This window comes from Micrococcaceae bacterium Sec5.8 (assembly GCA_039636775.1).
GTDB lineage: Bacteria > Actinomycetota > Actinomycetes > Actinomycetales > Micrococcaceae > Arthrobacter.
The window spans coordinates 550,973-575,433 of the sequence record CP143429.1 but is presented as its reverse complement, the minus strand read 5'-3'; the positions used below and the strand labels follow the sequence as shown (position 1 = coordinate 575,433).

The window sequence follows — 24,461 nt, the reverse complement described above, 5'->3', positions numbered from 1 at the left end:
CTAGCCCTTCACCGAGCCCTGGGTGAGGCCGCTGACGATGTAGCGCTGCAGGAAGAGGAACAGCGCCATCACCGGCACGGCCGCGACGACGGCGCCGGCGGCGAAAACGCCCCAGTTCTCGGACCGCTGCTGCGCGACGAAGGAATACAGGCCCACCGCGAGGGTCTGGCTGTCCGGATCCGTGAGCACCACGCTGGCGATCACAAATTCACCGGAAATGCCGATGAAGGACAGCAGTCCCACGACGGCCAGGATCGGGGTGACGAGGCGCATGATGATGCCGAAGAAGATCTGCGTGTGGCTGGCGCCGTCGATCTTGGCCGCCTCGTCGAGGGACTGCGGCACGGTGTTGAAGAAGCCGTACATCAGGTAGGTGTTCACGCCCAGGGCGCCGCCGAGGTAGACCATGATCAGGCCCAGCTGGCTGCCGAGCCCGAGCGCCGGGATGACCTCGGAGATGCCGCTGAGCAGTAGGAAGATCGCGACGACGGCGAGCAGTTGCGGGAACATCTGCAGCAGCAGCAGGCTCAGCAGGCCGATCCGGCGGCCTTTGAAGCGCATCCGGGAGAACGCATACGCGGCCATGGCGCCGAGGAAGACCGTGGCCACTGACGTCACGACGCCCACCACCATGGTGTTCACGAACCAGCGGGCGTAGGGCCGCGCAGGGTTGTTGAACAGTTCGACGAAGTTGCCGACGTCGATCCGGCTGAACAGCGCGTTGGAGCCCACCAGCGTGCCCGTGGAATTGAATGCCGCGGACAGGACGTACAGCAGCGGGAAGATCGCGAAGATCGTCACGGCGATGCCGACGAGGTGCCGCCAGCCCTTGTCCTTGAACCAAACACCGAAGGGGCGCCGGCGTTGCAGCCCGCGGAGATGCTCGACGTCGGTGGTGCTGGACGCCGGTGCGCCATCGACGCCGGCGGGAGCCGCCGACGCGCTGGCGGTACTTACTGACCCGTTCATGAGTTCACTTCCTCGAGTGCCTTGGTCTGCTTGAAGCTGATGGCCGACACGGTGGCCACGATGATGAAGATGATGATTGCCAGGGCGCTGGCGAGGCCATAGTCACGCCCCGTCCCCTGCCCGAAGGCCACCTTGTAGACGAGGGTGATCAGGATGTCCGTGGCTCCAATGTCCCGGTCTGTGTCCGCGAACCGCGGGCCGCCGCCGGTGAGCATGAAGATCACGTTGAAGTTGTTGAAGTTGAACGCGAACGAGGAGATCAGCAAAGGAGCGATGGAGACCAGCAGCAGCGGCAGTTTGATGGAGCGGAACACACGCCAGGGGCCGGCCCCGTCCATCCGGGCAGCCTCGTCCAGCTCTGCCGGCAGTGACTGCAGGGCGCCGGTGCAGACGAGGAACATATAGGGGAAGCCGAGCCAGAGGTTGACCACGAGGACGCTGATTTTGGCCAGGACCGGGTCCGTGAGCCAGCCGATCGTGGCGCCGCCCAGCAGGGTCTGGTTGAGCCAGCCGAACTGCGGGTTCAGGATGCCGGACCACACCAGTCCGGACAGGAACGCCGGGAACGCGTACGGCAGGATCATGAGGATGCGGTAGACCTTCTTGCCGCGCAGGTCCTCGCGGTTGAAGGTCATGGCGAGGAACATGCCCATCACAAAGGTCAGCGCCACCGAGGCCACGGCGAAGGTGAAGGTCCAGAGGATGACGCCCAGCAGCGGCCCGCGCAGGCTGGGATCGGTAAAGGCGCGCACGAAGTTGTCCATGCCGACGTCGATCTTCCACCCGGTGGTAAGAGTCTCGCCGTTGCTGGCCCCGAAGGCACCCTCGCCGTTGTCCCGGTAGACCGCGCCGGTGTCGGTGTCGGTGAAGGTGTCGGCCGCCGCGTCATAGGTCAGGGCCGGTTTGAACTGGTAGGCGTTGCTCCCGTCGGCGGTCCGCAGGGTGCCGTCGGCGGGGTCGGAGGAGACGGGAACGGTGATGCCCAGGATCTGTTGCTGGTTGGCCACGATCTCCTGGAAGTTCAGGGTGCGGTATCCGTCCAGGGCGTTCGCCTTGCCGGTGGAGTCCTTGCCAGCGCCGGAGACGGCGTCGAGCGGCTCCTCAGTGCTGCCAAACGCGATTTTGCCGTCCGGGGCGGTGAAAAGCAGGTGGAAGGTGTTGCCCTTTTCGAGGACGGCGACCTTGTACGCCGGCGAGTCGGGCACACGCTTCTGCGCAGTGAGCTGGATGGCGGCGATCGCGTCGTCTTTGGTGCTGTTGTGCCCGTCACCGTAGTTGGTGAAGGCGATGTAGCCGCTGAAAATGACCACAAAGACCTGGAAGACCAGCAGGAACAGCACACCGGGGGCCAGGTACTTTGCGGGGAGGCCGCCCTTTCGCAGGTAGATCCAGTTGATCGCCAGGACGACGGCGGAGGAGACGGCCAGCGCACCCCACGACTGGCGGAGGAAAAGCATCATCAGGACGTAGACGGCCAGTGCGTCCACGAGGCCCAGCAACACGATCTTTGCGACGGTGCCCTTGGTGGTGTCCGGGCCGAAGCGGCGGCGCTTGCCCGGGCGGCCCGGTCGCCCGGGAGAGCCGTCCGGGCCCGTTGCGGCGGCGGAGGTCCCGGCCTGGTGGAGTTCGGTTTCTGTCATGGCTGTCTACAGTCCTAGGGAGAAGCTGGTGGTGGTGCAGGAACGGGCCGGGCGGCATGGCTGCCGCCCGGCCCGGTGCTTGCGGTCCGTGACGCTCTCCGGAGTCTCGGAGTCTCGGAGTCTCGGAGTGTCGGAGTCTCGGAGTGTCAGGGGCCGGAGCGGGGACTAACCCGCGATTTTGGCCTTGATGCTGGCGGCCATCTTGGCCCAGTCTGCGGCCGGGTCGCCCTGGCCCTTGATCAGGGCCAGCTCGGTGGCTCCCCAGTCAGCCCAGACCGCGCTCATTTCCGGGATCGCCGGCATCGGGACCCCGGTGGCGCCGATCTTGCCGAAGGCTGCCACGATGGGATCGCTGGCGGCCTTCTCGAAGGATGACTTCAGCGCCGGCGGACGGCCGCCGGCCTTGTACATGGAGTCCTGGGCTGCCTCGGAGGTCAGGTAGTTGGTCACGAACTCGTTGGTGGCCAGGGCATTGGCGCTCTTGGCGCTGATGAAGAAGCCGTTCACGCCGACGAACGGCTGGGCCGGCTTGTCACCGGCGGCCGGCAGCGCGTCCACAGCGAACTTGATGCCCTTCTTCTGCACGTCCGGAACGTTCCACGGGCCCGTCAGGTAGTACGGGGACTCGCCGGCCAGGAACTTCTCCTTGGCGATGTCACCGGTGATGTTGGAGTTGATGATCTTCTCGCCGGCATCGCCCCACGCGGCCAGTTTCTTGGCGAACTCAACACCGGCGGCGTCGCCGATCAGGAGCTGCTTGGGATCATAACCGCCGTCGGCGGCCAGGCCGAAGACCTGCGAACCCATGGAGGCCTGCAGCGGGTACAGGTGGTAGGGATCGCCCTGCTTGGGATCCATGCCGACCAGGAACGGGAACTGCGCCTTGCCGTCGGCGACGGCCTTTTTGCCGTTGGAGATGACCTCGTCGAAGGTCTTGGCGGCCGCGGGCACCATGTCGGTGTTGCGCAGCAGCGCGACGTTCTCGATCGCGTACGGGACACCGTAGACGGACCCGTTGAAGGTCATGGCCTTGACGGCGGAGTCCTGGAAACCGGATTTCTTGTCGCCGAGTTCAACCGGGGCAATGACACCGTTCTGGACAAACTTGCCTAGCCAGTCGTGCGGGCCGACGATCAGGTCCGGGCCCTTGCCCGTGGGGACCTGGGTGATGAAGTCGTCGCGGACTGCGGCGAAGTCCTTGACCACGAGCTTGACTTCGATGCCGGTGTCAGCCTGGAACTTGGCGGTGATGTCCTTTAGCGCGGGTGAGCGCTCGGCATCGACCCACATGGTGATGGTGCTGGCCCCGGAGGCCTTGAGGTCCGGTTTGGCCGTCGCGGTTGCCGGGGCGGTGGCTGCAGCGCCGCCGCAGGCGCTCAGTGCCAGCGCGGCAACTACGGAGATTGCGCCGGCCGTGAAGACCCGGCGGCTGGTCCCGGTTGTGAGGGTGTTCTGCACCTTCATTGGTGTCCCTTTCATGAATCCTGCATCCACGCAGAAGACCCCGTCGGAAAGCTCAGGTGAAGAGTCCGGGGCCCGGTGGCATCGTCGGTGATGTGGCTCACAGCTGCAAGCGCTTCCAAAGTACACGGTGATCATGACTTTGAAAAGTCACACTACCGGCGGGTAACGTCTGCGGCCGAATCGAACCGGGATAGCCGCGGCACCCGCGCCCAGCCGCCGTTCAGTGACCTGACGGGGGCCCTGGCCAGAGGGCGCTCTCCTGCAGGCGCCGAACGACGCGCGAAGTTTGCGGCTGGAAGCGTTTTCAATTCGGCCGGTTCGGCTCTATCATTACCGGCATGTCCGTTGACTCAGCATTTACCGTCCCCGCCGAACTGGCCGGAACCCTGACCAGCCCCCTGACCAGCCCCCTGACGCCGGTGCACCCTGCAGACCATCTCCCCGGCTGGTGGCGCTCGGCCGTCATCTACCAGGTGTACCCGCGTTCGTTCCGCGACCTCAACGGCGACGGCATCGGCGATCTCGCCGGGATCACCGCCGAGCTCCCGAAGCTGGCCGACCTGGACATCGACGCCGTCTGGCTCTCCCCGTTCTACCGTTCACCGCAGCGCGACGCCGGCTACGACGTCAGTGACTACTGCGACGTCGACCCCCTGTTCGGCACGCTGGCGGACTTCGACACCATGATGGCCGAGGCCACGCGTCTAGGCCTGCGGCTGATCGTCGATCTCGTGCCCAACCACTGCTCGGACCAGCACGTCGCCTTCCAGGCCGCCCTGGCCGCGTCCGCCGGCAGCCCCGAACGGGACATGTTCATCTTCCGCGACGGCCGGGGACCGTTCGGCGAGGAGCCGCCGAACAACTGGGAGTCCCATTTCGGCGGGCCGGCCTGGACCCGGATCACCGAGCCGGACGGCACCTGGGGACAGTGGTACCTGCACCTGTTCGACACCTCGCAGCCGGACTTCAACTGGGACAATGACGCCGTGCACGAGGAATTCGAACGGGTCCTGCGGTTCTGGCTGGACCGCGGCGTCTCCGGCTTCCGGGTGGACGTGGCCCATGCCCTGGTCAAGGCACCGGGGCTGCCCGAATGGGGCGGCCGCGCCGACGGCAACAGCTGCGACGGGTTCCCCGGCCACGACGCGCCGATGTTCGGCCAGCCCGCCCTGCATGAGATCTACCGCAAGTGGCGGCGGATCCTGGCCGAATACGGCCCGGACCGCATCCTCTGCGCCGAAGCGAACGTGGATCCGCTCCCCCGCCTGGCCGACTGGGTCCGGCCGGACGAAATGCACCAGGCCTTCAACTTCCCGTACCTGCACACCGGCCTGGACGTCCACCGCATGCGCGGCGTCATCACGGAGTCCCTGACGGCGCTCGACTCCGTCGGGGCCCCCAGCACCTGGGTGCTCTCCAACCACGACGTGGTGCGGCACGCCACCCGCTTCGGCTACGACGGCCACACACCGCGCGACGGCGACGGGATCGGCAGCTTCGATCCGCAGCCGGACGAGGCCCTGGGTCGTTCCCGGGCCGCGGCCGCCTCCATGTTCATGCTCGGGCTGCCCGGCGGCGCCTACCTGTACCAGGGCGAAGAGCTCGGTCTGCCGGACGGCATCGACATCCCGGACCACCAGCGGCAGGACCCCACGTTCGCCCGCACCGGCGGCGAACGCCTGGGCCGCGACGGCTGCCGCGTGCCGCTGCCGTGGCGTGCAGGCGAGATCCATGCCGGGTTCGGGGACGGCGCGGCACCATGGCTCCCCCAGCCGGCGAGCTTCGCGGGACTGGCTCGTGACACCCAGGCCGCCTCACCGTCGTCGCACCTCAATCTCTACCGGCGCATGCTGGCCGCGCGGCGGGAGCTGGGACTCGGACAGGGGTCGCTGGCCTGGGCGGAGGACTGGTGCACCGACACCTGCCTGGCCTATGTCAACGGAACCACTCTGGTGCTGCTCAATGCGGGGCCGGAACCCGTTGAACTGCCCGCCGGCCAGATCCTGCTGCGCAGCTCGCAGGGCTTCCCGGCGGACGGATCCCAGCCAGCTGAACTGCCCGGCTCCGGGCATCGGTTAGGCTCAGGAGAAACTGTTTGGCTGGAAATCTACATCGAGGACGCGGAGAGCTAAGAATGCCCGGCATCAAGGACGTCGCGGAGCGCGCTGGCCTCTCCATAGCCACCGTTTCGCGGGCCTTGAGCGGCAAAGGCAATGTCTCGGCACGCAGCCGTGAACTCGCCCAGGCTGCCGCAGCCGAGCTCGGTTTTGTCCTCTCCTACCACGCCTCCAGCCTCGCGTCCGGGCGGAACCACAACGTCGGCGTCGTGGTTCCGTCCGTGCACCGGTGGTACTTCTCCTCGGTGGTGGAGGGCGTCTCTGCAACCCTCCTGGACGCAGGCTACGATCTCACGCTGTACAACGTGAGCGGGGGGCAGGAACGCCGGCACAGCGTGCTCAACGACTTCCTGCTGCGCAAACGGGTGGATGCGGTAATTGCCGTGTCGCTGGAACTCAGCGGGGCCGAAATCCAGCAGCTGCTCGCGATCCACCGGCCCATCGTCGGGATCGGCGGCCCGCTGCCCGGGGCCTCGACCATCCGCATCGACGATTCGGGCATCGCCCGGGCCGCGGCCCGCCACCTCATCCAGCTGGGCCACAGCAAGATCGCCCACATGACCGGCGACGCCGCCTACGAGCAGGACTTCCGCCTGCCCGGTACCCGCCAGGCCGGTTTCAAGAGGGCCATGAATGACGCGGGACTGGCAATCCGACCCGAGTGGCAAGTCTCCGCCGACTTCACCATCCAGGGAGCCTACGCCAGCGCCCGGCAGCTGCTTGGTGGTTCCGCGGACCGGCCGACGGCAGTGTTCGCGGCGTCGGATGAAATGGCGATCGGTACCATCCTGGCTGCCCGCGACTTTGGACTGACTGTCCCCCATGACCTCTCAGTGATCGGCATTGACGGTCACGAACTGGGCGAAGTCTTCGGACTGACCACCATCGATCAGGACGCGCGCGGCCAGGGTGCCCTGGCGGTCCGCCGCCTCCTGCACGGGCTCGACGGTGTGGGGGACACCGAGGCAGCCGACACGCAGTACCCGACGCGCTTCGTGATCCGGTCGAGTACGGCCATTCCACCGGTGGATATGGTGCTGCCGCGCTGAACCTGCGGCTTTCGCGCCCCGCCGCCGCGTTCCTGCCCGGTTCCCGGCCCGACCCCTGGGGCTGAAACGCCGGGACTCCGGGCGAACTCTCGGGTGCCAGGCACCGGCCTTCTGAGCAACTGGGCAGGAACGCTCCCGAGCGGTCGAAAGTCCGGGGACACTCAGACGCCGGCGCCACCCATGAAACGGACGAAGCGGTCCAGCACTCCGGGCCAGGCGGCGGCGTATCCGGCCCGCGTCTCGGCGGGGTCTTCCGCGCCTTCCCAGCCGCTGTGGACCAGGCGGAGCTCTGTACTGTCCTCAACGGCCCGGAACGCGACCCGCAGCTCTGTGGACCACACGGCGGAGGATCCGGGGTGCCAGCTCGCATGGAAGGACAGCGGCGGCTGCCAGTCATCGATGGACCCCCAGATGGCCGTCCTGCCGTCGTCAGAGGTCTCCAGGACGAGGTTCTCCTCGAATTCCACGTAGGAGCCTGCGCCGAAGACGCCATGCTCCGCCAGCGGCCACCAGAGGTGGGTGTGTTCGGTGAAACCGACAAAGGCCCGAGCCACAGCGCCCGGGACCATAACGGTGTAGACGACGGGGTCGAGCCCGTCCGCCGCGGCTGGCTCCGGCGTGCCGGCAGCGTCAGAGGCGGCGTGGCTGAAGAGGTTGTCCATGGGCATCAACTCTACCCGCGGCCCCGGCCCGCCCCGGTGCACCCGCGGCTGCCCGGGGAGGGTGCGCCCCTGTCGGGGTTCCGGCCTGCCGTGTGGCCTGGGGACCCTGGTGCGTCGGGGTGTTCTTGTCGGGGTGCCGTTTGGTTTTGGGGGTTAAATGCGGGAGAGCCCCTGACCTGGTGGTTAGGGGCTCTCGACCGTTTAATGGTGTTCCGGCGGTGACCTACTCTCCCACACCCTCCCGGGTGCAGTACCATCGGCGCTGTGGGTCTTAGCTTCCGGGTTCGGAATGGGACCGGGCGTTTCCCCCACGCTATGACCGCCGTAACTTTTTCTCCGCACCGTACCAGGGGCCCCGTGGGGGGGGTGGTGGTGGGAAACTTTTGGTTACAACTGTGGTGTTGTTATTTTGTTGTGTTCGCAAGCAACGGGTTTGTTGGTTGGGAACCACATAGTGGACGCGTGCAGTCTTGTTATCTTTGTACCTCCCGGTGGTGCAAACGCTTTTGAATCGTTTGCCCGGGTGGTGTGTGGTGTAAGTTATCGGCCTATTAGTACCGGTCAGCTTCACGAGTCGTTAGTCCTCGCTTCCACATCCGGCCTATCAACCCAGTGGTCTGGCTGGGGGCCTCTCACACACAAGGTGTATGGAAATCTCATCTCGAAGCGAGCTTCCCGCTTAGATGCTTTCAGCGGTTATCCCATCCGAACGTAGCTAATCAGCGGTGCACTTGGCAGTACAACTGACACACCAGAGGTTCGTCCGTCCCGGTCCTCTCGTACTAAGGACAGCCCTTCTCAAATTTCCTGCGCGCGCAGCGGATAGGGACCGAACTGTCTCACGACGTTCTAAACCCAGCTCGCGTACCGCTTTAATGGGCGAACAGCCCAACCCTTGGGACCTACTCCAGCCCCAGGATGCGACGAGCCGACATCGAGGTGCCAAACCATGCCGTCGATATGGACTCTTGGGCAAGATCAGCCTGTTATCCCCGAGGTACCTTTTATCCGTTGAGCGACGGCCATTCCACAATGTACCGCCGGATCACTAGTCCCGACTTTCGTCCCTGCTCGAGATGTCTCTCTCACAGTCAAGCTCCCTTGTGCACTTACACTCGACACCTGATTGCCAACCAGGCTGAGGGAACCTTTGGGCGCCTCCGTTACTTTTTAGGAGGCAACCGCCCCAGTTAAACTACCCATCAGGCACTGTCCCTGACCCGGATTACGGGCCGAAGTTAGATGTCCAAAGTGACCAGAGTGGTATTTCAACGATGACTCCACCCGAACTGGCGTCCGGGTTTCAACGTCTCCCACCTATCCTACACAAGCCACTCCGAACACCAATACCAAACTATAGTAAAGGTCTCGGGGTCTTTCCGTCCTGCTGCGCGTAACGAGCATCTTTACTCGTACTGCAATTTCGCCGAGTTTATGGTTGAGACAGCGGGGAAGTCGTTACTCCATTCGTGCAGGTCGGAACTTACCCGACAAGGAATTTCGCTACCTTAGGATGGTTATAGTTACCACCGCCGTTTACTGGGGCTTGAATTCTCAGCTTCGCCTTGCGGCTAACCGGTCCTCTTAACCTTCCAGCACCGGGCAGGAGTCAGTCCGTATACATCGTCTTGCGACTTCGCACGGACCTGTGTTTTTAGTAAACAGTCGCTTCCCCCTGGTCTCTGCGGCCCCTGCACGCTCCGGACAGCTGGTGTCCATCACGATGGGGGCCCCCCTTCTCCCGAAGTTACGGGGGCATTTTGCCGAGTTCCTTAACCATAATTCTCTCGATCGCCTTAGTATTCTCTACCTGATCACCTGTGTCGGTTTGGGGTACGGGCGGCTAAAACCTCGCGTCGATGCTTTTCTCGGCAGCATAGGATCACCAAATCCCCCCTTGACGGGGGTCCCATCGGGTCTCAGGCATCATGAACAGCGGATTTGCCTACCGTTCGCCCTACATCCTTAGACCGGGACAACCATCGCCCGGCTTGGCTACCTTCCTGCGTCACACCTGTTAATACGCTTGCCTCCCAGGATCAGGTCCCGCGCTCCACCAAAACCCTCACACCACAAGGGCGATCGGGCAGGTCTCGGGCAGTTAGTATCCCCTGTTCAACATGGACGGTTTTTCGCCGGTACGGGAATATCAACCCGTTGTCCATCGACTACGCCTGTCGGCCTCGCCTTAGGTCCCGACTTACCCAGGGCAGATTAGCTTGACCCTGGAACCCTTGATCATTCGGCGGACGGGTTTCTCACCCGTCTTTCGCTACTCATGCCTGCATTCTCACTCGTGTAGGCTCCACCGCTGGTTTACACCGCGACTTCACTGCCCACACGACGCTCCCCTACCACTCCAGACGCCTGAACCACAAGGGCTTGGCTACTATCTGAAATCCACAACTTCGGCGGTGTACTTGAGCCCCGCTACATTGTCGGCGCGGAATCACTTGACCAGTGAGCTATTACGCACTCTTTTAAGGATGGCTGCTTCTAAGCCAACCTCCTGGTTGTCTTCGCAACTCCACATCCTTTCCCACTTAGCACACGCTTAGGGGCCTTAGTTGGTGGTCTGGGCTGTTTCCCTCTCGACTATGAAGCTTATCCCCCACAGTCTCACTGCTGCGCTCTCACTTACCGGCATTCGGAGTTTGGCTGACGTCAGTAACCTTGTAGGGCCCATTAGCCATCCAGTAGCTCTACCTCCGGTAAGAAACACGCAACGCTGCACCTAAATGCATTTCGGGGAGAACCAGCTATCACGAAGTTTGATTGGCCTTTCACCCCTACCCACAGCTCATCCCCTCCATTTTCAACTGAAGTGGGTTCGGTCCTCCACGACGTCTTACCGTCGCTTCAACCTGGCCATGGGTAGATCACTTCGCTTCGGGTCTAGATCACGCCACTGCAACGCCCTATTCAGACTCGCTTTCGCTACGGCTTCCCCACACGGGTTAACCTCGCGACGTAACACTAACTCGCAGGCTCATTCTTCAAAAGGCACGCCGTCACAGCTACAAGGCTGCTCCGACGGATTGTAAGCACACGGTTTCAGGTACTGTTTCACTCCCCTCCCGGGGTACTTTTCACCTTTCCCTCACGGTACTGGTCCGCTATCGGTCATTAGGGAGTATTTAGGCTTATCAGGTGGTCCTGACAGATTCGCACGGGATTTCTCGGGCCCCGTGCTACTTGGGATACTCCCCGGGCGGTACACAACATTTCGGTTACGGGGCTCACACCCTCTCTGGCCGGCCTTTCAAGACCGTTCACCTATGCCTGCACTACACACCCCACTGTCCCGGCAGAGACAGAATGGGAAGTCCCACAACCCCGACCATGCAACGCCCGCCGGCTATCACACATGGAACGGTTTAGCCTGATCCGCGTTCGCTCGCCACTACTGACGGAATCACTATTGTTTTCTCTTCCTGCGGGTACTGAGATGTTTCACTTCCCCGCGTTCCCTCCACGCACCCTATGTGTTCAGATGCGGGTCACCAGGTGACTCGCGCCCCTGGCGGGGTTTCCCCATTCGGACACCCTGGGATCACAGTCCGGTTATCGACTCCCCCAGGCTTATCGCAGATTCCTACGTCCTTCTTCGGCTCCTAATGCCAAGGCATCCACCGTGTGCTCTTAAAAACTTGACCACAAAAGATCAAAAACGCTAATTTTCGAGAGAACCACGAAAACCAGCCACACCCAACAACACCCCCACAAAGGGAATGCCACCACGCGCAGCCAGATCCAGGTTCATATTCTTGGAAATTGCTTCTTTATAAAAGATGCTCGCGTCCACTATGTAGTTCTCAAACAACAACCCCAAACCACACACCCCACACGCACCCCCGCAAAAGGGGCGACACCGTGTGCTCGCTGCAGCCAGGAAACCAGAAACACAAGTCCCGGCAGAACAACAACCCCAAAAGGCCATCCCCCCACCGGTCCTGTTGCCTCAGGACCCAACAGTGTGCCAAACACTAAACCACCAGCACCCCCCGCACACCGTTCCAGGAACCACACAAGTGCAGAACCGTACTAAGTGCCGCAGGAAAAACCAGCGGCCGCTATTTGTTGATATTCCACCCGTGAGCACCCGCCGCAGAACTTACGTCTGCGCAACGGGCGTACTCCTGACAACCCCTCCACACTCACATACATGAGGCAAGGTGGCTGTAGGTGCTCCTTAGAAAGGAGGTGATCCAGCCGCACCTTCCGGTACGGCTACCTTGTTACGACTTAGTCCCAATCGCCAGTCCCACCTTCGACAGCTCCCTCCCACAAGGGGTTAGGCCACCGGCTTCGGGTGTTACCAACTTTCGTGACTTGACGGGCGGTGTGTACAAGGCCCGGGAACGTATTCACCGCAGCGTTGCTGATCTGCGATTACTAGCGACTCCGACTTCATGGGGTCGAGTTGCAGACCCCAATCCGAACTGAGACCGGCTTTTTGGGATTAGCTCCACCTCACAGTATCGCAACCCTTTGTACCGGCCATTGTAGCATGCGTGAAGCCCAAGACATAAGGGGCATGATGATTTGACGTCGTCCCCACCTTCCTCCGAGTTGACCCCGGCAGTCTCCTATGAGTCCCCGCCATAACGCGCTGGCAACATAGAACGAGGGTTGCGCTCGTTGCGGGACTTAACCCAACATCTCACGACACGAGCTGACGACAACCATGCACCACCTGTAAACCGACCGCAAGCGGGGCACCTGTTTCCAGGTATTACCGGTTCATGTCAAGCCTTGGTAAGGTTCTTCGCGTTGCATCGAATTAATCCGCATGCTCCGCCGCTTGTGCGGGCCCCCGTCAATTCCTTTGAGTTTTAGCCTTGCGGCCGTACTCCCCAGGCGGGGCACTTAATGCGTTAGCTACGGCGCGGAAAACGTGGAATGTCCCCCACACCTAGTGCCCAACGTTTACGGCATGGACTACCAGGGTATCTAATCCTGTTCGCTCCCCATGCTTTCGCTCCTCAGCGTCAGTTAATGCCCAGAGACCTGCCTTCGCCATCGGTGTTCCTCCTGATATCTGCGCATTTCACCGCTACACCAGGAATTCCAGTCTCCCCTACATCACTCTAGTCTGCCCGTACCCACCGCAGATCCGGAGTTGAGCCCCGGACTTTCACGGCAGACGCGACAAACCGCCTACGAGCTCTTTACGCCCAATAATTCCGGATAACGCTTGCGCCCTACGTATTACCGCGGCTGCTGGCACGTAGTTAGCCGGCGCTTCTTCTGCAGGTACCGTCACTTTCGCTTCTTCCCTACTGAAAGAGGTTTACAACCCGAAGGCCGTCATCCCTCACGCGGCGTCGCTGCATCAGGCTTTCGCCCATTGTGCAATATTCCCCACTGCTGCCTCCCGTAGGAGTCTGGGCCGTGTCTCAGTCCCAGTGTGGCCGGTCACCCTCTCAGGCCGGCTACCCGTCGTCGCCTTGGTGAGCCATTACCTCACCAACAAGCTGATAGGCCGCGAGTCCATCCAAAACCACAAAAAAGCTTTCCACCCCCCACCATGCGATGAGGAGTCATATCCGGTATTAGACCCAGTTTCCCAGGCTTATCCCAGAGTTAAGGGCAGGTTACTCACGTGTTACTCACCCGTTCGCCACTAATCCACCAGCAAGCTGGCATCATCGTTCGACTTGCATGTGTTAAGCACGCCGCCAGCGTTCATCCTGAGCCAGGATCAAACTCTCCGTTGAAGTAAAACAGACACAACCAACACCCCCGGGAAAACGGGACGCGCCAGCTGCACAAAATTTGAAACCAGCTGTAAAAACCAGACCACACCACGGGGTGGCGCAATCCAGTCAATTCAACCAATTCAATACAATAAATTGGTATCAACAAACTTGGCACACTATTGAGTTCTCAAACAACAGACACACCCGGCACCACCACAACCACAGGCCATGGATCGCTCCGGAGCAACTTCCCAAACTTACCGGGCTGCTTCACCGTTGTCAATTTGCCGTCCAGGTCCAGTCTGGCCGTGAGGCTTCGTGGTCTTGGTGGCGGATCAACTCCGGGGAGCAGCGCGGAAATAAACTCTACCACCAGTTTGCCGCGCTGACAAAAGGGCCGCACGGCGGCCCGCTGCAGGGTACGAAAAAGCCCGGGATCACGGGGATCCCGGGCTTCGCCGCCGGACCCTGCCGACGGGCGGTCAGCAGGCCGGTTCCGGTGTCAGTCCACCGGCTTGAAGTACGCGGCGCCCAGGGGCGGCAGCGTGACGGTGAGGGTGGCCGGCTGGCTGTCGATGGCGACGTCCGCGGCCGTCAGGGCTCCGGCGTTCAGGACACCGGACCCGCCGTAGGTGTCCGCGTCGGTGTTCAGCACTTCGCGCCACTCCCCCGCAGCGGGCACCCCGAGCTGGAAGTCCGCATGCGGTGCGCCGGAGAAGTTGAAGGCGCAGACCAGGGGGTTGCCTGCGGCGTCCCGGCGGATGAATGTCAGGACGTTGCGGTTGGCGTCACCGCCATTGATCCACTGGAATCCGGCCGGATCGTTGTCCTGTTCGTACAGGGCCGGAGTGGAGCTGTACAGCTCGTTGAGGTCCTTGGTGAGCAGCTGCATCCCTCGGTGCGCCGGGTTTTCGGCCAGCCACCAGTCCAGTCCATACTGTTCGGACCATTCCGATTCCTGGCCGAATTCGGTGCCCATGAAAATCAGTTGCTTGCCCGGGTGCGCCCACTGGTAGCCCAGGAAGGCGCGCAGGTTCGCCAGTTGCTGCCAGCGGTCCCCCGGCATCTTGCGCAGCATGGAACCCTTGCCATGCACAACCTCGTCGTGGCTGATCGGCAGCAGGAAGTTCTCGGTGTAGTGGTACACCATGGAGAAGGTGACGGTGCCGTGGTGCCAGCGGCGGTTGAAGGGCTCCTCCGCCAGGTACTTGAGGGAGTCGTGCATCCAGCCCATGTTCCATTTGATGCCGAAGCCCAGGCCGCCCTGGCTCGTGGGGGCGGTGACGCCCGGGAACGCCGTGGACTCCTCGGCGATCATGACCGCGCCGGGGTGCGTCTTGTAGACCGTGGCGTTGACTTCCTGCAGGAAGGAGATGGCTTCGAGGTTCTCGCGTCCGCCGAAGCGGTTCGGTTTCCACTGGCCTTCCTCGCGGGAGTAGTCCAGATAGAGCATCGAGGCGACGGCGTCCACGCGCAGCCCGTCGATGTGGAATTCGTCCAGCCAGTAGAGGGCGTTCGCGACGAGGAAGTTACGGACTTCGCTGCGGCCGTAGTCGAAGATCAACGTTCCCCAATCGGGGTGTTCGCCGAGGTGCGGGTCGGAGTGCTCGTACAGGGCTTCCCCGTCGAACCGGGCCAGGGCCCACTCGTCCTTGGGGAAGTGCGCCGGAACCCAGTCCAGGAGCACGCCGATGCCGGCCTGGTGCAGTTCGTCCACCAGGTGCCGGAACTCGTCGGGGTGGCCGAAGCGGGACGTCGGGGCGAAGTAGGACGTGACCTGGTAGCCCCAGGACCCGCCGAACGGGTGCTCCGCCACCGGCATGAATTCCACGTGGGTGAAGCCGAGCCACTTGACGTACTCGACCAGTTCCTTGGCGAGTTCCCGGTAGCTGAGCCCGACCCGCCAGGAGCCAAGGTGCACTTCGTACACACTCATGGGCGAGTTGTGCGGATCCCGTCCGGCCCGGCTTTCCATCCACTCCGCATCCTTGAACGCGTAAGCGGACTCCACGACGCGCGACGCCGTCAGGGGCGGGACTTCCGTGCCGTAGGCCAGGGGATCGGCTTTTTCCAGCCAGTTTCCGTGCTTGGTGCGGACCTCAAACTTATAGCGTGCCCCTGCTGCCACCCCGGGGATAAAGACTTCCCACACTCCGGAAGAGCCGAGGGACCGCATCGAGTGCTGCTGGCCGTTCCAGCCGTTGAAGTCGCCCTTGACGCGGACCGATTGGGCGTTGGGCGCCCACACGGCGAACGATACGCCGTCGACGTCGCCGAGGCTGGACTTGTAGTGCTGGACGTGGGCGCCCAGGACATCCCACAGCCGCTCGTGGCGGCCTTCACCGATCAGGTGGAGATCGAGTTCACCGACGGTCGGAAGGTAGCGGTAGGGGTCATCGGCCGGCTCGGGCTCCTGGCCTTCGTAGGTAACTTCCAGCCGGTAGTCCGGCACGTGGCCCTCATTCGCCGGCTCCAGGACGGCCACCCAGATGCCGCCGGACTCGTGCGTCATCGGGAAGGTGCCGGCCGCAGTCACGACGGAGACGGCCTCGGCCAGGTGTTTGACCGTGCGGACGGTGACATGGCCGTTGTCATCGAGGTGCGCGCCAAGGATGGAGTGCGGCGCGTGGTGTTCCCCTGCGGCGACCCTCGCGAGGGTGTCCGCGTCCACCGGCAGTGGACCTCCGGGACGATCGTTACGTGCTGAACCTGCCATTTTAATACCTTCCGCTGCGGCTTCGGCTGGGACGCCGGAGCCTGTACTTCCGAGGAGACGACGTGATGCCTGGACGGGAATGGAGAGCCAGTCCGGCCTGTTCCGTAGTTCGTAAATGACTTCGTAGAGGGCTTTATCGAGCCACAGCGCCACGAAGAGGGGCGAGTCGCGGTCGATGCCGCCGGGGATGACCTCGGCGTAACCGGCCAGGAAAGCCTCGGCGCAGTCGTCCACCCAGGTTTCCGGAACGTTCGCGTCGGCCTGCTCACGCTCAGCTGCGCCGGCGGCGTAGTCGAAGGATCGCAGCATGCCGACCACATCGCGCAGCGGAACGTCCGGGAAGTTCCGTTCGGAGATCGGCCGGAGCGGTTCCCCTTCGAAATCCAGGATGGCCCAGCGCGGCCCCGCGCCGGCGCCGCCGGGAACCTGGAGGATCTGGCCAAGGTGCAGGTCGCCGTGGATCCGCTGCAAGGTCCCGGCGCTGCTGCCTTCAAGGCGCACCAGAAGGCTGTCCAACGCTGCACCGTAAGGGCCGACAGCGTCCCCGGCCTGGGCCCAGGACTGGCGCACCCGTTCGGCGACGCCGGGCGCGATGTCACGGCCGGGGACGGATTCGCCGCTGACACCGAGCGCTTCGGCCAGGCGGCGGTGCACGGTGGCCGTGGCAGCGCCGAGCCCGTGGGCTTCGGCGCTGAAATCCCTGCCGCCGCCCGCTGCGTCGACAGCGAGCCGCCAGGCATCCAGTCCGCCGGCAAGGAATTCGTGTGCCACGGCCAGCTCTCCGAGCGCTGGGCTGGCGCCCTGTCCGGGCGGTGATTCCCACTCGCCGGTGACCCAGCCCAGCGTTGCCGGCACTTCGAAAGTACGTCCGGCCGTCAGGGCGGCACCGATCTCCACTTCCGGGTTGTGGCCTGCGGACAGGACCCGGAAGAACTTCAGGATCGCGGCGGATCCGCCGTCGTCGACAATGACAGAGCTGTTGGACTGCTCCCCGGAGAGGACCTTGACGACGCCGGTGGCCAGCGGCAGGCGGTAGCCGGATTCCACGAGGTGGCCGGCGGCGTTCCCCGAGGGGGTGCTGCCGCGGCCGCGCATCAGGTCAAGCCATGCTGCAACGAACGCGGGGTCGTGGACGCCGTCATAGACCCAGAGGGTGCCGGGTGCGCCGGCCTGTGCGGACTCCCCGGCCGGTGCGGCCTCCGAGATTTGCCCGATCAGGGCCGCGTCAGCTCCGGTTAAGGGCGAACGGCGGATGCTGAGCGGGACCTGCACGACGTCGGTGCGGTCACCATCCGGCGTCGGGTACTTGATGGCGAGCAGCAACACCTCGAGCCCGGACATGCCGGAGTCGAGGGCGGGGCCGCCGTCGAGGCTGAGCGCCCCTGCGGGCTCGACGCTGAAGGCCGCGCTTTTGACCGGAAACCAGCGCTGGCGCGGAAGCCAGTCGCCGAGCAATCCGCTCATAGCCGGGGTAAGGGTGGGTCGGGTCATGTCAGCCTTCGATGGACAGGATCGGCATGGCCTGGGTGTAGGGCGATGACGGGTTGGAGGCGGCAGAACGGATCCGAAGCCAGAAGAAGTCGTGGCTGCCCAGGGTCAGTGTCAGGGTTCCGTCGTCGGAGATCGCCGGGAACGCCTGGCCGCCGAACACGTCCCGGAGGCCGCGTCCGGCAAACCTCGGAACCCGCAAAGTGGTGGCCACGGGATGCTGGGAAAGGTTGAAGGCGCACAGAATAGTCTCGCCGTCTTCCCCGGCCGCGTTGCCTTCCGGCAGCTCGCGGAGGTAGGCGAGCACGACGTCGTGGTCGGCTTCGACGTGCTCGAAGCCGCCCAGACCGAAGGCGGGGTGGTTCTTCCGGACGCTGAGGATCTGGCGGGTCCAGCGCAGCAGCGAACCCGAGTGGGCCGCTTCGGCCTCGACGTTGGCCATGGAGTAGTTGTAGACCAGTGACTGGATGACCGGCAAGTACAGCTTGCCGGGGTCCGCGTTGGAGAACCCGGCGTTGCGGTCCGGGTTCCACTGCATCGGGGTGCGGACGGCGTCGCGGTCCTCGAGCCAGATGTTGTCGCCCATGCCGATCTCGTCCCCGTAGTACAGGAACGGGCTGCCGGGCAGGGACAACAGCAGGGCGTTGATCAGCTCGATCTCGGACCGGGAATTATCCAGCAGCGGCGCGAGCCGCCGGCGGATGCCGATGTTGGCGCGCATCCGCGGGTCCGGCGCATACCAGCCGAGCATCGCAGCCCGCTCGTCCGCGGTGACCATTTCCAGGGTCAGCTCGTCATGGTTGCGCAGGAAGGTGCCCCACTGGGCGCCTTCGGGAATCGCGGGGGTGTCCTTCATCGTCTCGATGATGGGCGCGGCTTTCTGGTCCCGCAGCGCGTAGTAGAGCCGCGGCATGATCGGGAAGTGGAAGGCCATGTGGCATTCCGGTTCCTCTTCGGTGCCGAAATACTCGACGACTTCGGCGGGAGGTTGGTTGGCCTCGGCAATGATGACCCGGCCCGGGTAGCTTTCGTCGACCATTTTGCGCAGCTTGCGGAGGAACTCGTGCGTCTGCGGCAGGTTTTCGCAGTTGGTTCCCTCTTCCTCGAAGAGGTAGGGGATGGCGTCGGCGCGGAAGCCGTCAATGCCCTGGTCAAGCCAGAACCGCACGACGTCGAAGAGCGCGTCGATGACCTTGGGGTTCTCGAAGTTCAGGTCCGGCTGGTGGCTGAAGAAGCGGTGCCAGAAGAACTGCCGGCGGATCGGGTCGAAGGTCCAGTTGGATTCCTCGGTGTCCACGAAGATGATGCGGGCGTCTTCGTATTTCTCGTCCGTGTCGCTCCAGACGTAGAAGTCGCCGAAGGGGCCGTCCGGGTCCTTCCGGGATTCCTGGAACCACGGGTGCTGGTCTGAGGTGTGGTTCAGCGGCAGGTCGATGATGACGCGTACGCCGCGGGCGTGGGCCTCGGCGACGAGCCGTTTGAAGTCGCTGATGGTGCCGAATTCATCGAGCACGGAGTTGTAGTCCGAGATGTCATAACCGCCGTCGCGCAGCGGTGACTGGAAGAACGGCGGGAGCCAGAGGCAGTCGACGCCCAGCCACTGGAGGTAATCCAGCTTCTCGATCAAGCCGTGGAAGTCCCCGGAGCCGTCGCCGTTGCCGTCGGCAAATCCGCGGACCAGCACTTCGTAGAAAACCGCTTTGCGGTACCAGTGCGGATCGTGCTGCAGGCCCGGCGCGTTCAACTCATAAGATCCCTTCGAGCTGTAGTGCTGGTTGGGGTTTGACGGGCTGAAACTCACTGGTGGTGCCTCCGGATGCTAAGAATGTGCGCTGGCTCGACATGGGCGTCCAGCCGAGCGTAGTTGTACTCTCCCCATTCCCAGCTCTCACCGGTCAACAGATCATCCACCATGAAGCGGCCGTTGTGCGTCAGGTCCTCCGGGTCCAGCTCCAGCGCCGCCAGATCCAGCGTCACCGTGCTCTCGCGGATGCCGTGCGGATCGACGTTGACGACGACGATCAGGGTGTCCTTGGTGCCGTCGGGGAGGGTCTTGTGCTTGGAATAAACGACCGTGGCGTTGTCCGTGCTCTGGTGCACCGTCAGGTTCTGCAGGTCCCCCAGGGCCGGATGGGCGTGCCGGATCTCGTTGAGCCGGGTCAGGTACGGGGCCAGCGTCCGGCCGGACTCGGCCGCCGCGTCCCAGTCCCGGGCCTTGTACTCGAACTTCTCGTTATCGATGTACTCCTCGGCACCGGGCCGGGCCACGTGCTCGAAGAGTTCGAAGCCGGCATAGACGCCCCAGATGGGGCTCGCGGTGGCAGCCAGCGCGGCCCGGATCTTGAACGCGGGCGGGCCGCCGTACTGCAGGTATTCGGTCAGGATGTCGGGGGTGTTGACGAAGAAGTTGGGCCGGAAGTACGCCGGGGATTCGTGGCTGACTTCCTGGAAGTACTCCTCCAGCTCTTCCTTGGTGTTCCGCCAGGTGAAGTAGCTGTAGGACTGCTGGAAGCCGGCCCGTCCGAGCGCGTGCATCATGGCCGGGCGGGTGAAGGCCTCGGCGAGGAAGACGACGTCGGGGTGCTTTTTGTTGACCTTGGCGATCAGCCACTCCCAGAACCACACAGGTTTGGTGTGCGGGTTGTCGACGCGGAAGATTTTGACGCCGTGGCTCACCCAAAGGAAGACGACGCGCAGTATCTCGTTGGACAGGCCCGCCGGATCGTTGTCGAAGTTCAGCGGAAAGATGTCCTGGTACTTCTTCGGCGGGTTCTCGGCGTAGGCGATGCTGCCGTCGACCCGCGTGGTGAACCACTCGGGGTTGCTTTCCACCCAGGGGTGGTCCGGGGCGGCCTGCAGTGCAAGGTCAAGGGCCACTTCCAGGCCCAGTTCACCGGCCCGTGCCACGAAGGCGTCGAAGTCTTCGAAGGTGCCCAGGTCCGGATGGATGGCGTCGTGGCCGCCTTCTTTGGCACCGATGGCCCAGGGTGAACCCGGATCGTGCGGTCCGGCCAGCAGGGTGTTGTTCGGGCCCTTGCGGTGCTGGATGCCGATCGGGTGGATGGGCGGCAGGTAGATGATGTCAAAGCCCATGGCCGCGACGGCGTCAAGGCGCTTCGCGGCAGTGTGGAAGGTGCCGGAGGTCCATTCCCCGGTTTCGTGGTTGCGGACGGCGCCCTCGGACCGGGGGAAGAACTCATACCAGGCTCCGCGGCCGGCGAGTTCACGCTCGACCAGGAGGGGGTACTGCTCGGAGATGGTGACCTGTTCGCGGATGGGCTGGCGTTCGACGACGGCAGCCACCTCCGCGCTGAAGCCGGCGGCGAGGCGCTCCTCGGCGCTCTTGCCTGCGTCGTTAAGTCCGACGACGGCCATCCGCAGCGTCCGCCGGTCAGCGGACGGGCGGGACGGGTCCTCGGACGCTTCGGTGAGCAGCGCGGCGCCCTCGGCGAGCATCAGCTCGACATCGATGCCGGCTTCCACTTTGACTTCGGCGTTGTGGTGCCACGTGCCGTAGCGGTCGTGCCAGGCCTCAATCACGAAGGACCAGGCGCCGGTGCCGGCAGGGGTCAAAAGGCCTTCCCAGCGGTCCGTTCCCAGGCCGCGCACGCCGCGGGCCGGGGCCAGCCGGACGCGCTGGCGTTCCTTGCCGCGGGGGTCGAGCAGGACGGCGCTGACGCCGAGCTGGTCGTGGCCCTCGCGGAACGCGGTGGCACCTACCACCAGGGTTTCGCCCACAACGGCTTTGGCAGGAAATTTCCCGCCGTCCACCACAGGCTGCACGGCGGTAATCGGAAAACGGCCAAAGCGAAGGCCCTCCATAATCGGGGCCTTGGGCTTCTGCTTGGACACGGCACTGGTTCGCGAGTTAGTCGTCACAGGCTCGACGTTATCGACAAATCGGCCGGAATGCTAAGGCTGCTCACTTTTTCCGGGCTGTTTAAGGGACCCGGACCGTCATTTATGCAAAAGAGACCTCAACCGGTTCCGAGCCTCCGAGTTCTCGGTTAGTGTTTCGCAGGTGAAGGCAATCCGCAGATTTACCGTCCGTACCGTTCTTCCCGAGCCGATCCGGCCGCTGGCCCGGCTGGCCACCAACCTTCGGTGGTCCTGGCACCGGCCGACGCGCGCGTTGTTCGAGGGCTTGAATCCGAAAATTTGGGCGGAAAGCGACCACGACCCCGTGTCGTTCCTCGGGCTGGTCAGCAGGGAGGAACTGCAGCGGCTCGCGGCGGACCTGGAGGTGGTGAAGCGGGTCCATGCCGCGGCCGCGGACCTTGACCGGTACCTCGACCAGCCCCGCTGGTACCAGAGCCTCGGCGCGGACGCGCCGGCGTGCATCGCCTACTTCTCCCCCGAATTCGGCATCACGGAGGTGCTGCCGCAGTACTCCGGCGGTCTCGGTATCCTTGCCGGCGACCACCTGAAGGCTGCCTCGGACCTCGGCGTGCCGCTGATCGGCGTCGGGCTGCTCTACCAGGCCGGCTATTTCAAACAGTCACTATCCCGCGACGCGTGGCAGCAGGAAACCTATCCGGTGCTTGACCCGGACGGGCTGCCCTTGACCCTGCTCCGCGAGGCCGCCGACGACGGCACCGGCAAGCCCCTCCAGATCTCGCTGCCGCTGCCCAACGGCCGCCGGCTGCTGGCGCACGTCTGGCGTGCCGACGTCGGACGCGTGCCGCTGCTGCTGCTGGACTCGAACGTGCCGGGCAACGACGAGGCCGCCCGCGGCATCACTGACCGCCTGTACGGCGGCGGCGGGGACCACCGCCTGCAGCAGGAGCTCCTGCTCGGCATGGGCGGGGTCAAAGCCCTCCGGGCGTTCCAGCGGCTCACCGGGGCCCCTGCCCCGGAGGTCTTCCACACCAACGAGGGCCATGCCGGGTTCCTGGGGGTGGAGCGGATCCAGGAAATGATGGCCGCGGCGGAGCCGTTGAGCTGGGACGAGGCGTTGGCTGCCGGCCGCGCGTCCACCGTGTTCACCACCCACACACCGGTCCCCGCCGGCATTGACCGCTTTGAGGTGTCGCAGATCCAGCACTTCTTCGACGCCGGCCTGGCCCCCGACGTTCCGGTGGCAAAAATCCTGAACCTGGGCCGGGAGGACTACACCGACGGCAATCCGTTTGTGTTCAACATGGCCGTGATGGGGCTGCGGCTCGCCCAGCGGGCCAATGGCGTGGCCAAGCTGCACGGCGTGGTCTCCCGCGGCATGTTCTCCGCGCTGTGGCCCGGATTCGACCACTCCGAGGTGCCCATCACCTCGGTCACCAACGGCGTGCACGTACCCACGTGGGTGGACCCGCGGGTGTCCGCACTGGCCCGCGAACAGTTTGGCCCGGACGCCGAGACGCAGGGCCGCTGGGATCTCACGTACAACGTCAGTGACGAGGACGTCTGGGCCCTGCGCCGCGAGATGCGGGTCTCGCTCGTGGAGGACGTCCGGCGGCGCCTCCGGGCGGCCTGGAAGAAGCGCGGCGCGGCCGACGCCGAGCTCGCGTGGACGGATGCGGTCCTGGATCCGGACGTGCTGACCATCGGCTTCGCCCGGCGGGTGCCCACCTACAAGCGGCTCACCCTGATGCTGCGCGAACCCGAGCGGCTCAAGGCCCTGTTGCTGCACAAGACGCACCCGATCCAGCTGGTGATTGCGGGCAAGTCGCACCCGGCCGACGATGCCGGTAAAAAGATGATCCAGGACCTGGTCCGGTTCACCGATGACCCGGCGGTGCGGCACCGGATTGCGTTCCTGCCCAATTACGACATTGCCATGGCACGTACCCTGTTCCCGGGCTGCGATGTCTGGTTGAACAATCCGCTGCGTCCGCTCGAAGCCTGCGGCACCTCCGGCATGAAAGCGGCCCTCAACGGTTCGCTTAACCTTTCCGTGCTGGACGGCTGGTGGGATGAAATGTACGACGGCGAGAACGGCTGGGCGATTCCCACCGCCAACAACGACGCGTCCCCCGAGGAACGCGACGACATCGAAGCGGCGGCCCTGTACGAGCTGCTGGAGACGCAGGTGGCGCCCCGCTTCTACGGACTCACCGTGTCGGACCGCGCGGGCGCGGCCGGGCCCTCGGCGCCCGGGCCGCAGGCCGTTCCCACGCACTGGGTCTCGATGATCAAGCACACCATGTCACACCTGGGCCCGGCGGTTTCCGCGGACCGCATGCTTAAGGACTACGTCAACGTGCTGTACCGCCCGGCGGCGGTCGCCGGCCGGCGCGCCTCGGCACACCATTTCGCCGAAGCCAAAGCCCTCGCCGCGTGGGTGTCACGGGTCCGGGCCGCCTGGCCGCAGATCCAGGTGGAACACGTCGACTCGGTGGGCGTTTCGGAAGATCCACAGATCGGCGACATCCTCCAGGTCAACGCCTACATCGCCCTCCACGAGCTCAGCCCGGACGATGTGTCCATCGAGGTGGCCTACGGCAAGGCGGTGGACAGCGATGAACTCGCCGACATCACCCTGGCGGAGCTGAAGTCCGTGGAGGACCTCGGCAAGGGACGGCACCTTTTCAGCGGCACCGTGGTGATCGACCGGTCGGGTTCCTTCGGGTACACCGTCCGGGTGCTTCCCAAGCATGCGGGGCTGGCATCGAAGGCGGAACTGGGCCTGATCGTCAACGCCTAGGCCCGCGGGCGGCG

At 64.2% G+C, this 24,461-nt stretch carries 11 protein-coding genes and 3 rRNA genes; 3 read left to right on the top strand and 11 right to left on the bottom strand.

What is annotated here, in order from left to right:
* The 3 genes from VUN84_02710 to VUN84_02700 form a co-directional block, all read right to left on the bottom strand.
* Positions 1-969, bottom strand: a complete 969-nt coding sequence (locus VUN84_02710; protein XAS64605.1) for a sugar ABC transporter permease — start codon at positions 967-969, stop codon at positions 1-3.
* Positions 966-2,609: an ABC transporter permease subunit gene (locus VUN84_02705; protein ID XAS64604.1), complete on the bottom strand. Its 1,644-nt coding sequence runs from the start codon at positions 2,607-2,609 to the stop codon at positions 966-968. Before VUN84_02705 ends, VUN84_02710 begins: the two co-directional genes overlap by 4 nt.
* 165 nt (positions 2,610-2,774) lie before the next feature.
* On the bottom strand, positions 2,775-4,073 hold the full coding sequence (locus VUN84_02700; protein ID XAS65739.1) for a maltose ABC transporter substrate-binding protein: 1,299 nt from the start codon (positions 4,071-4,073) through the stop codon (positions 2,775-2,777).
* A 338-nt stretch (positions 4,074-4,411) separates the two neighbouring features.
* Here VUN84_02700 and VUN84_02695 point away from each other — a divergent pair, with 338 nt between their 5' ends.
* The gene (locus VUN84_02695) at positions 4,412-6,205 is read left to right on the top strand and encodes an alpha-amylase family glycosyl hydrolase (protein ID XAS64603.1); all 1,794 of its coding nucleotides are present in this window, start codon (positions 4,412-4,414) and stop codon (positions 6,203-6,205) included.
* Between the two features lie 2 nt (positions 6,206-6,207).
* Complete coding sequence (locus VUN84_02690) at positions 6,208-7,239, top strand: LacI family DNA-binding transcriptional regulator (GenBank protein ID XAS64602.1); 1,032 nt, start codon at positions 6,208-6,210, stop codon at positions 7,237-7,239.
* A 161-nt stretch (positions 7,240-7,400) separates the two neighbouring features.
* Here the strand turns inward: VUN84_02690 and VUN84_02685 are convergent, their stop codons facing one another.
* From VUN84_02685 to VUN84_02650, 8 genes are all read right to left on the bottom strand, one after another.
* Positions 7,401-7,901 (bottom strand): SRPBCC domain-containing protein, encoded by a 501-nt coding sequence (locus VUN84_02685; protein XAS64601.1) that lies wholly within the window; start codon positions 7,899-7,901, stop codon positions 7,401-7,403.
* 210 nt (positions 7,902-8,111) lie between these two features.
* Positions 8,112-8,228 (bottom strand): 5S ribosomal RNA (gene rrf / locus VUN84_02680).
* A 203-nt stretch (positions 8,229-8,431) separates the two neighbouring features.
* A 23S ribosomal RNA gene (locus VUN84_02675) occupies positions 8,432-11,557 on the bottom strand.
* Between the two features lie 17 nt (positions 11,558-11,574).
* Entirely contained in the window at positions 11,575-11,706 is a 132-nt protein-coding gene (locus tag VUN84_02670; GenBank protein XAS64600.1) for a hypothetical protein, read from the bottom strand.
* Between the two features lie 391 nt (positions 11,707-12,097).
* A 16S ribosomal RNA gene (locus VUN84_02665) occupies positions 12,098-13,621 on the bottom strand.
* The 16S, 23S and 5S rRNA genes sit together here, the layout of an rRNA operon.
* Before the next feature lie 484 nt (positions 13,622-14,105).
* Complete coding sequence (locus VUN84_02660) at positions 14,106-17,810, bottom strand: 1,4-alpha-glucan branching enzyme (GenBank protein ID XAS64599.1); 3,705 nt, start codon at positions 17,808-17,810, stop codon at positions 14,106-14,108.
* A gap of 1 nt (position 17,811) precedes the next feature.
* Positions 17,812-19,608 carry a maltose alpha-D-glucosyltransferase gene (treS, locus tag VUN84_02655; GenBank protein ID XAS64598.1) on the bottom strand — a complete coding sequence of 599 codons (1,797 nt, stop codon included), beginning with the start codon at positions 19,606-19,608 and terminating at the stop codon, positions 17,812-17,814.
* A complete protein-coding gene (locus tag VUN84_02650) occupies positions 19,605-21,629 on the bottom strand; it encodes an alpha-1,4-glucan--maltose-1-phosphate maltosyltransferase (GenBank protein XAS65738.1) in 2,025 nt (674 codons plus the stop codon). The genes treS and VUN84_02650 overlap by 4 nt, the downstream gene beginning before the upstream one ends.
* A 199-nt stretch (positions 21,630-21,828) precedes the next feature.
* Between VUN84_02650 and glgP the strand changes: the two genes are divergently transcribed.
* Positions 21,829-24,447 (top strand): alpha-glucan family phosphorylase, encoded by a 2,619-nt coding sequence (gene glgP, locus VUN84_02645; protein XAS64597.1) that lies wholly within the window; start codon positions 21,829-21,831, stop codon positions 24,445-24,447.
* The last annotated feature ends 14 nt before the right edge of the window (positions 24,448-24,461 follow it).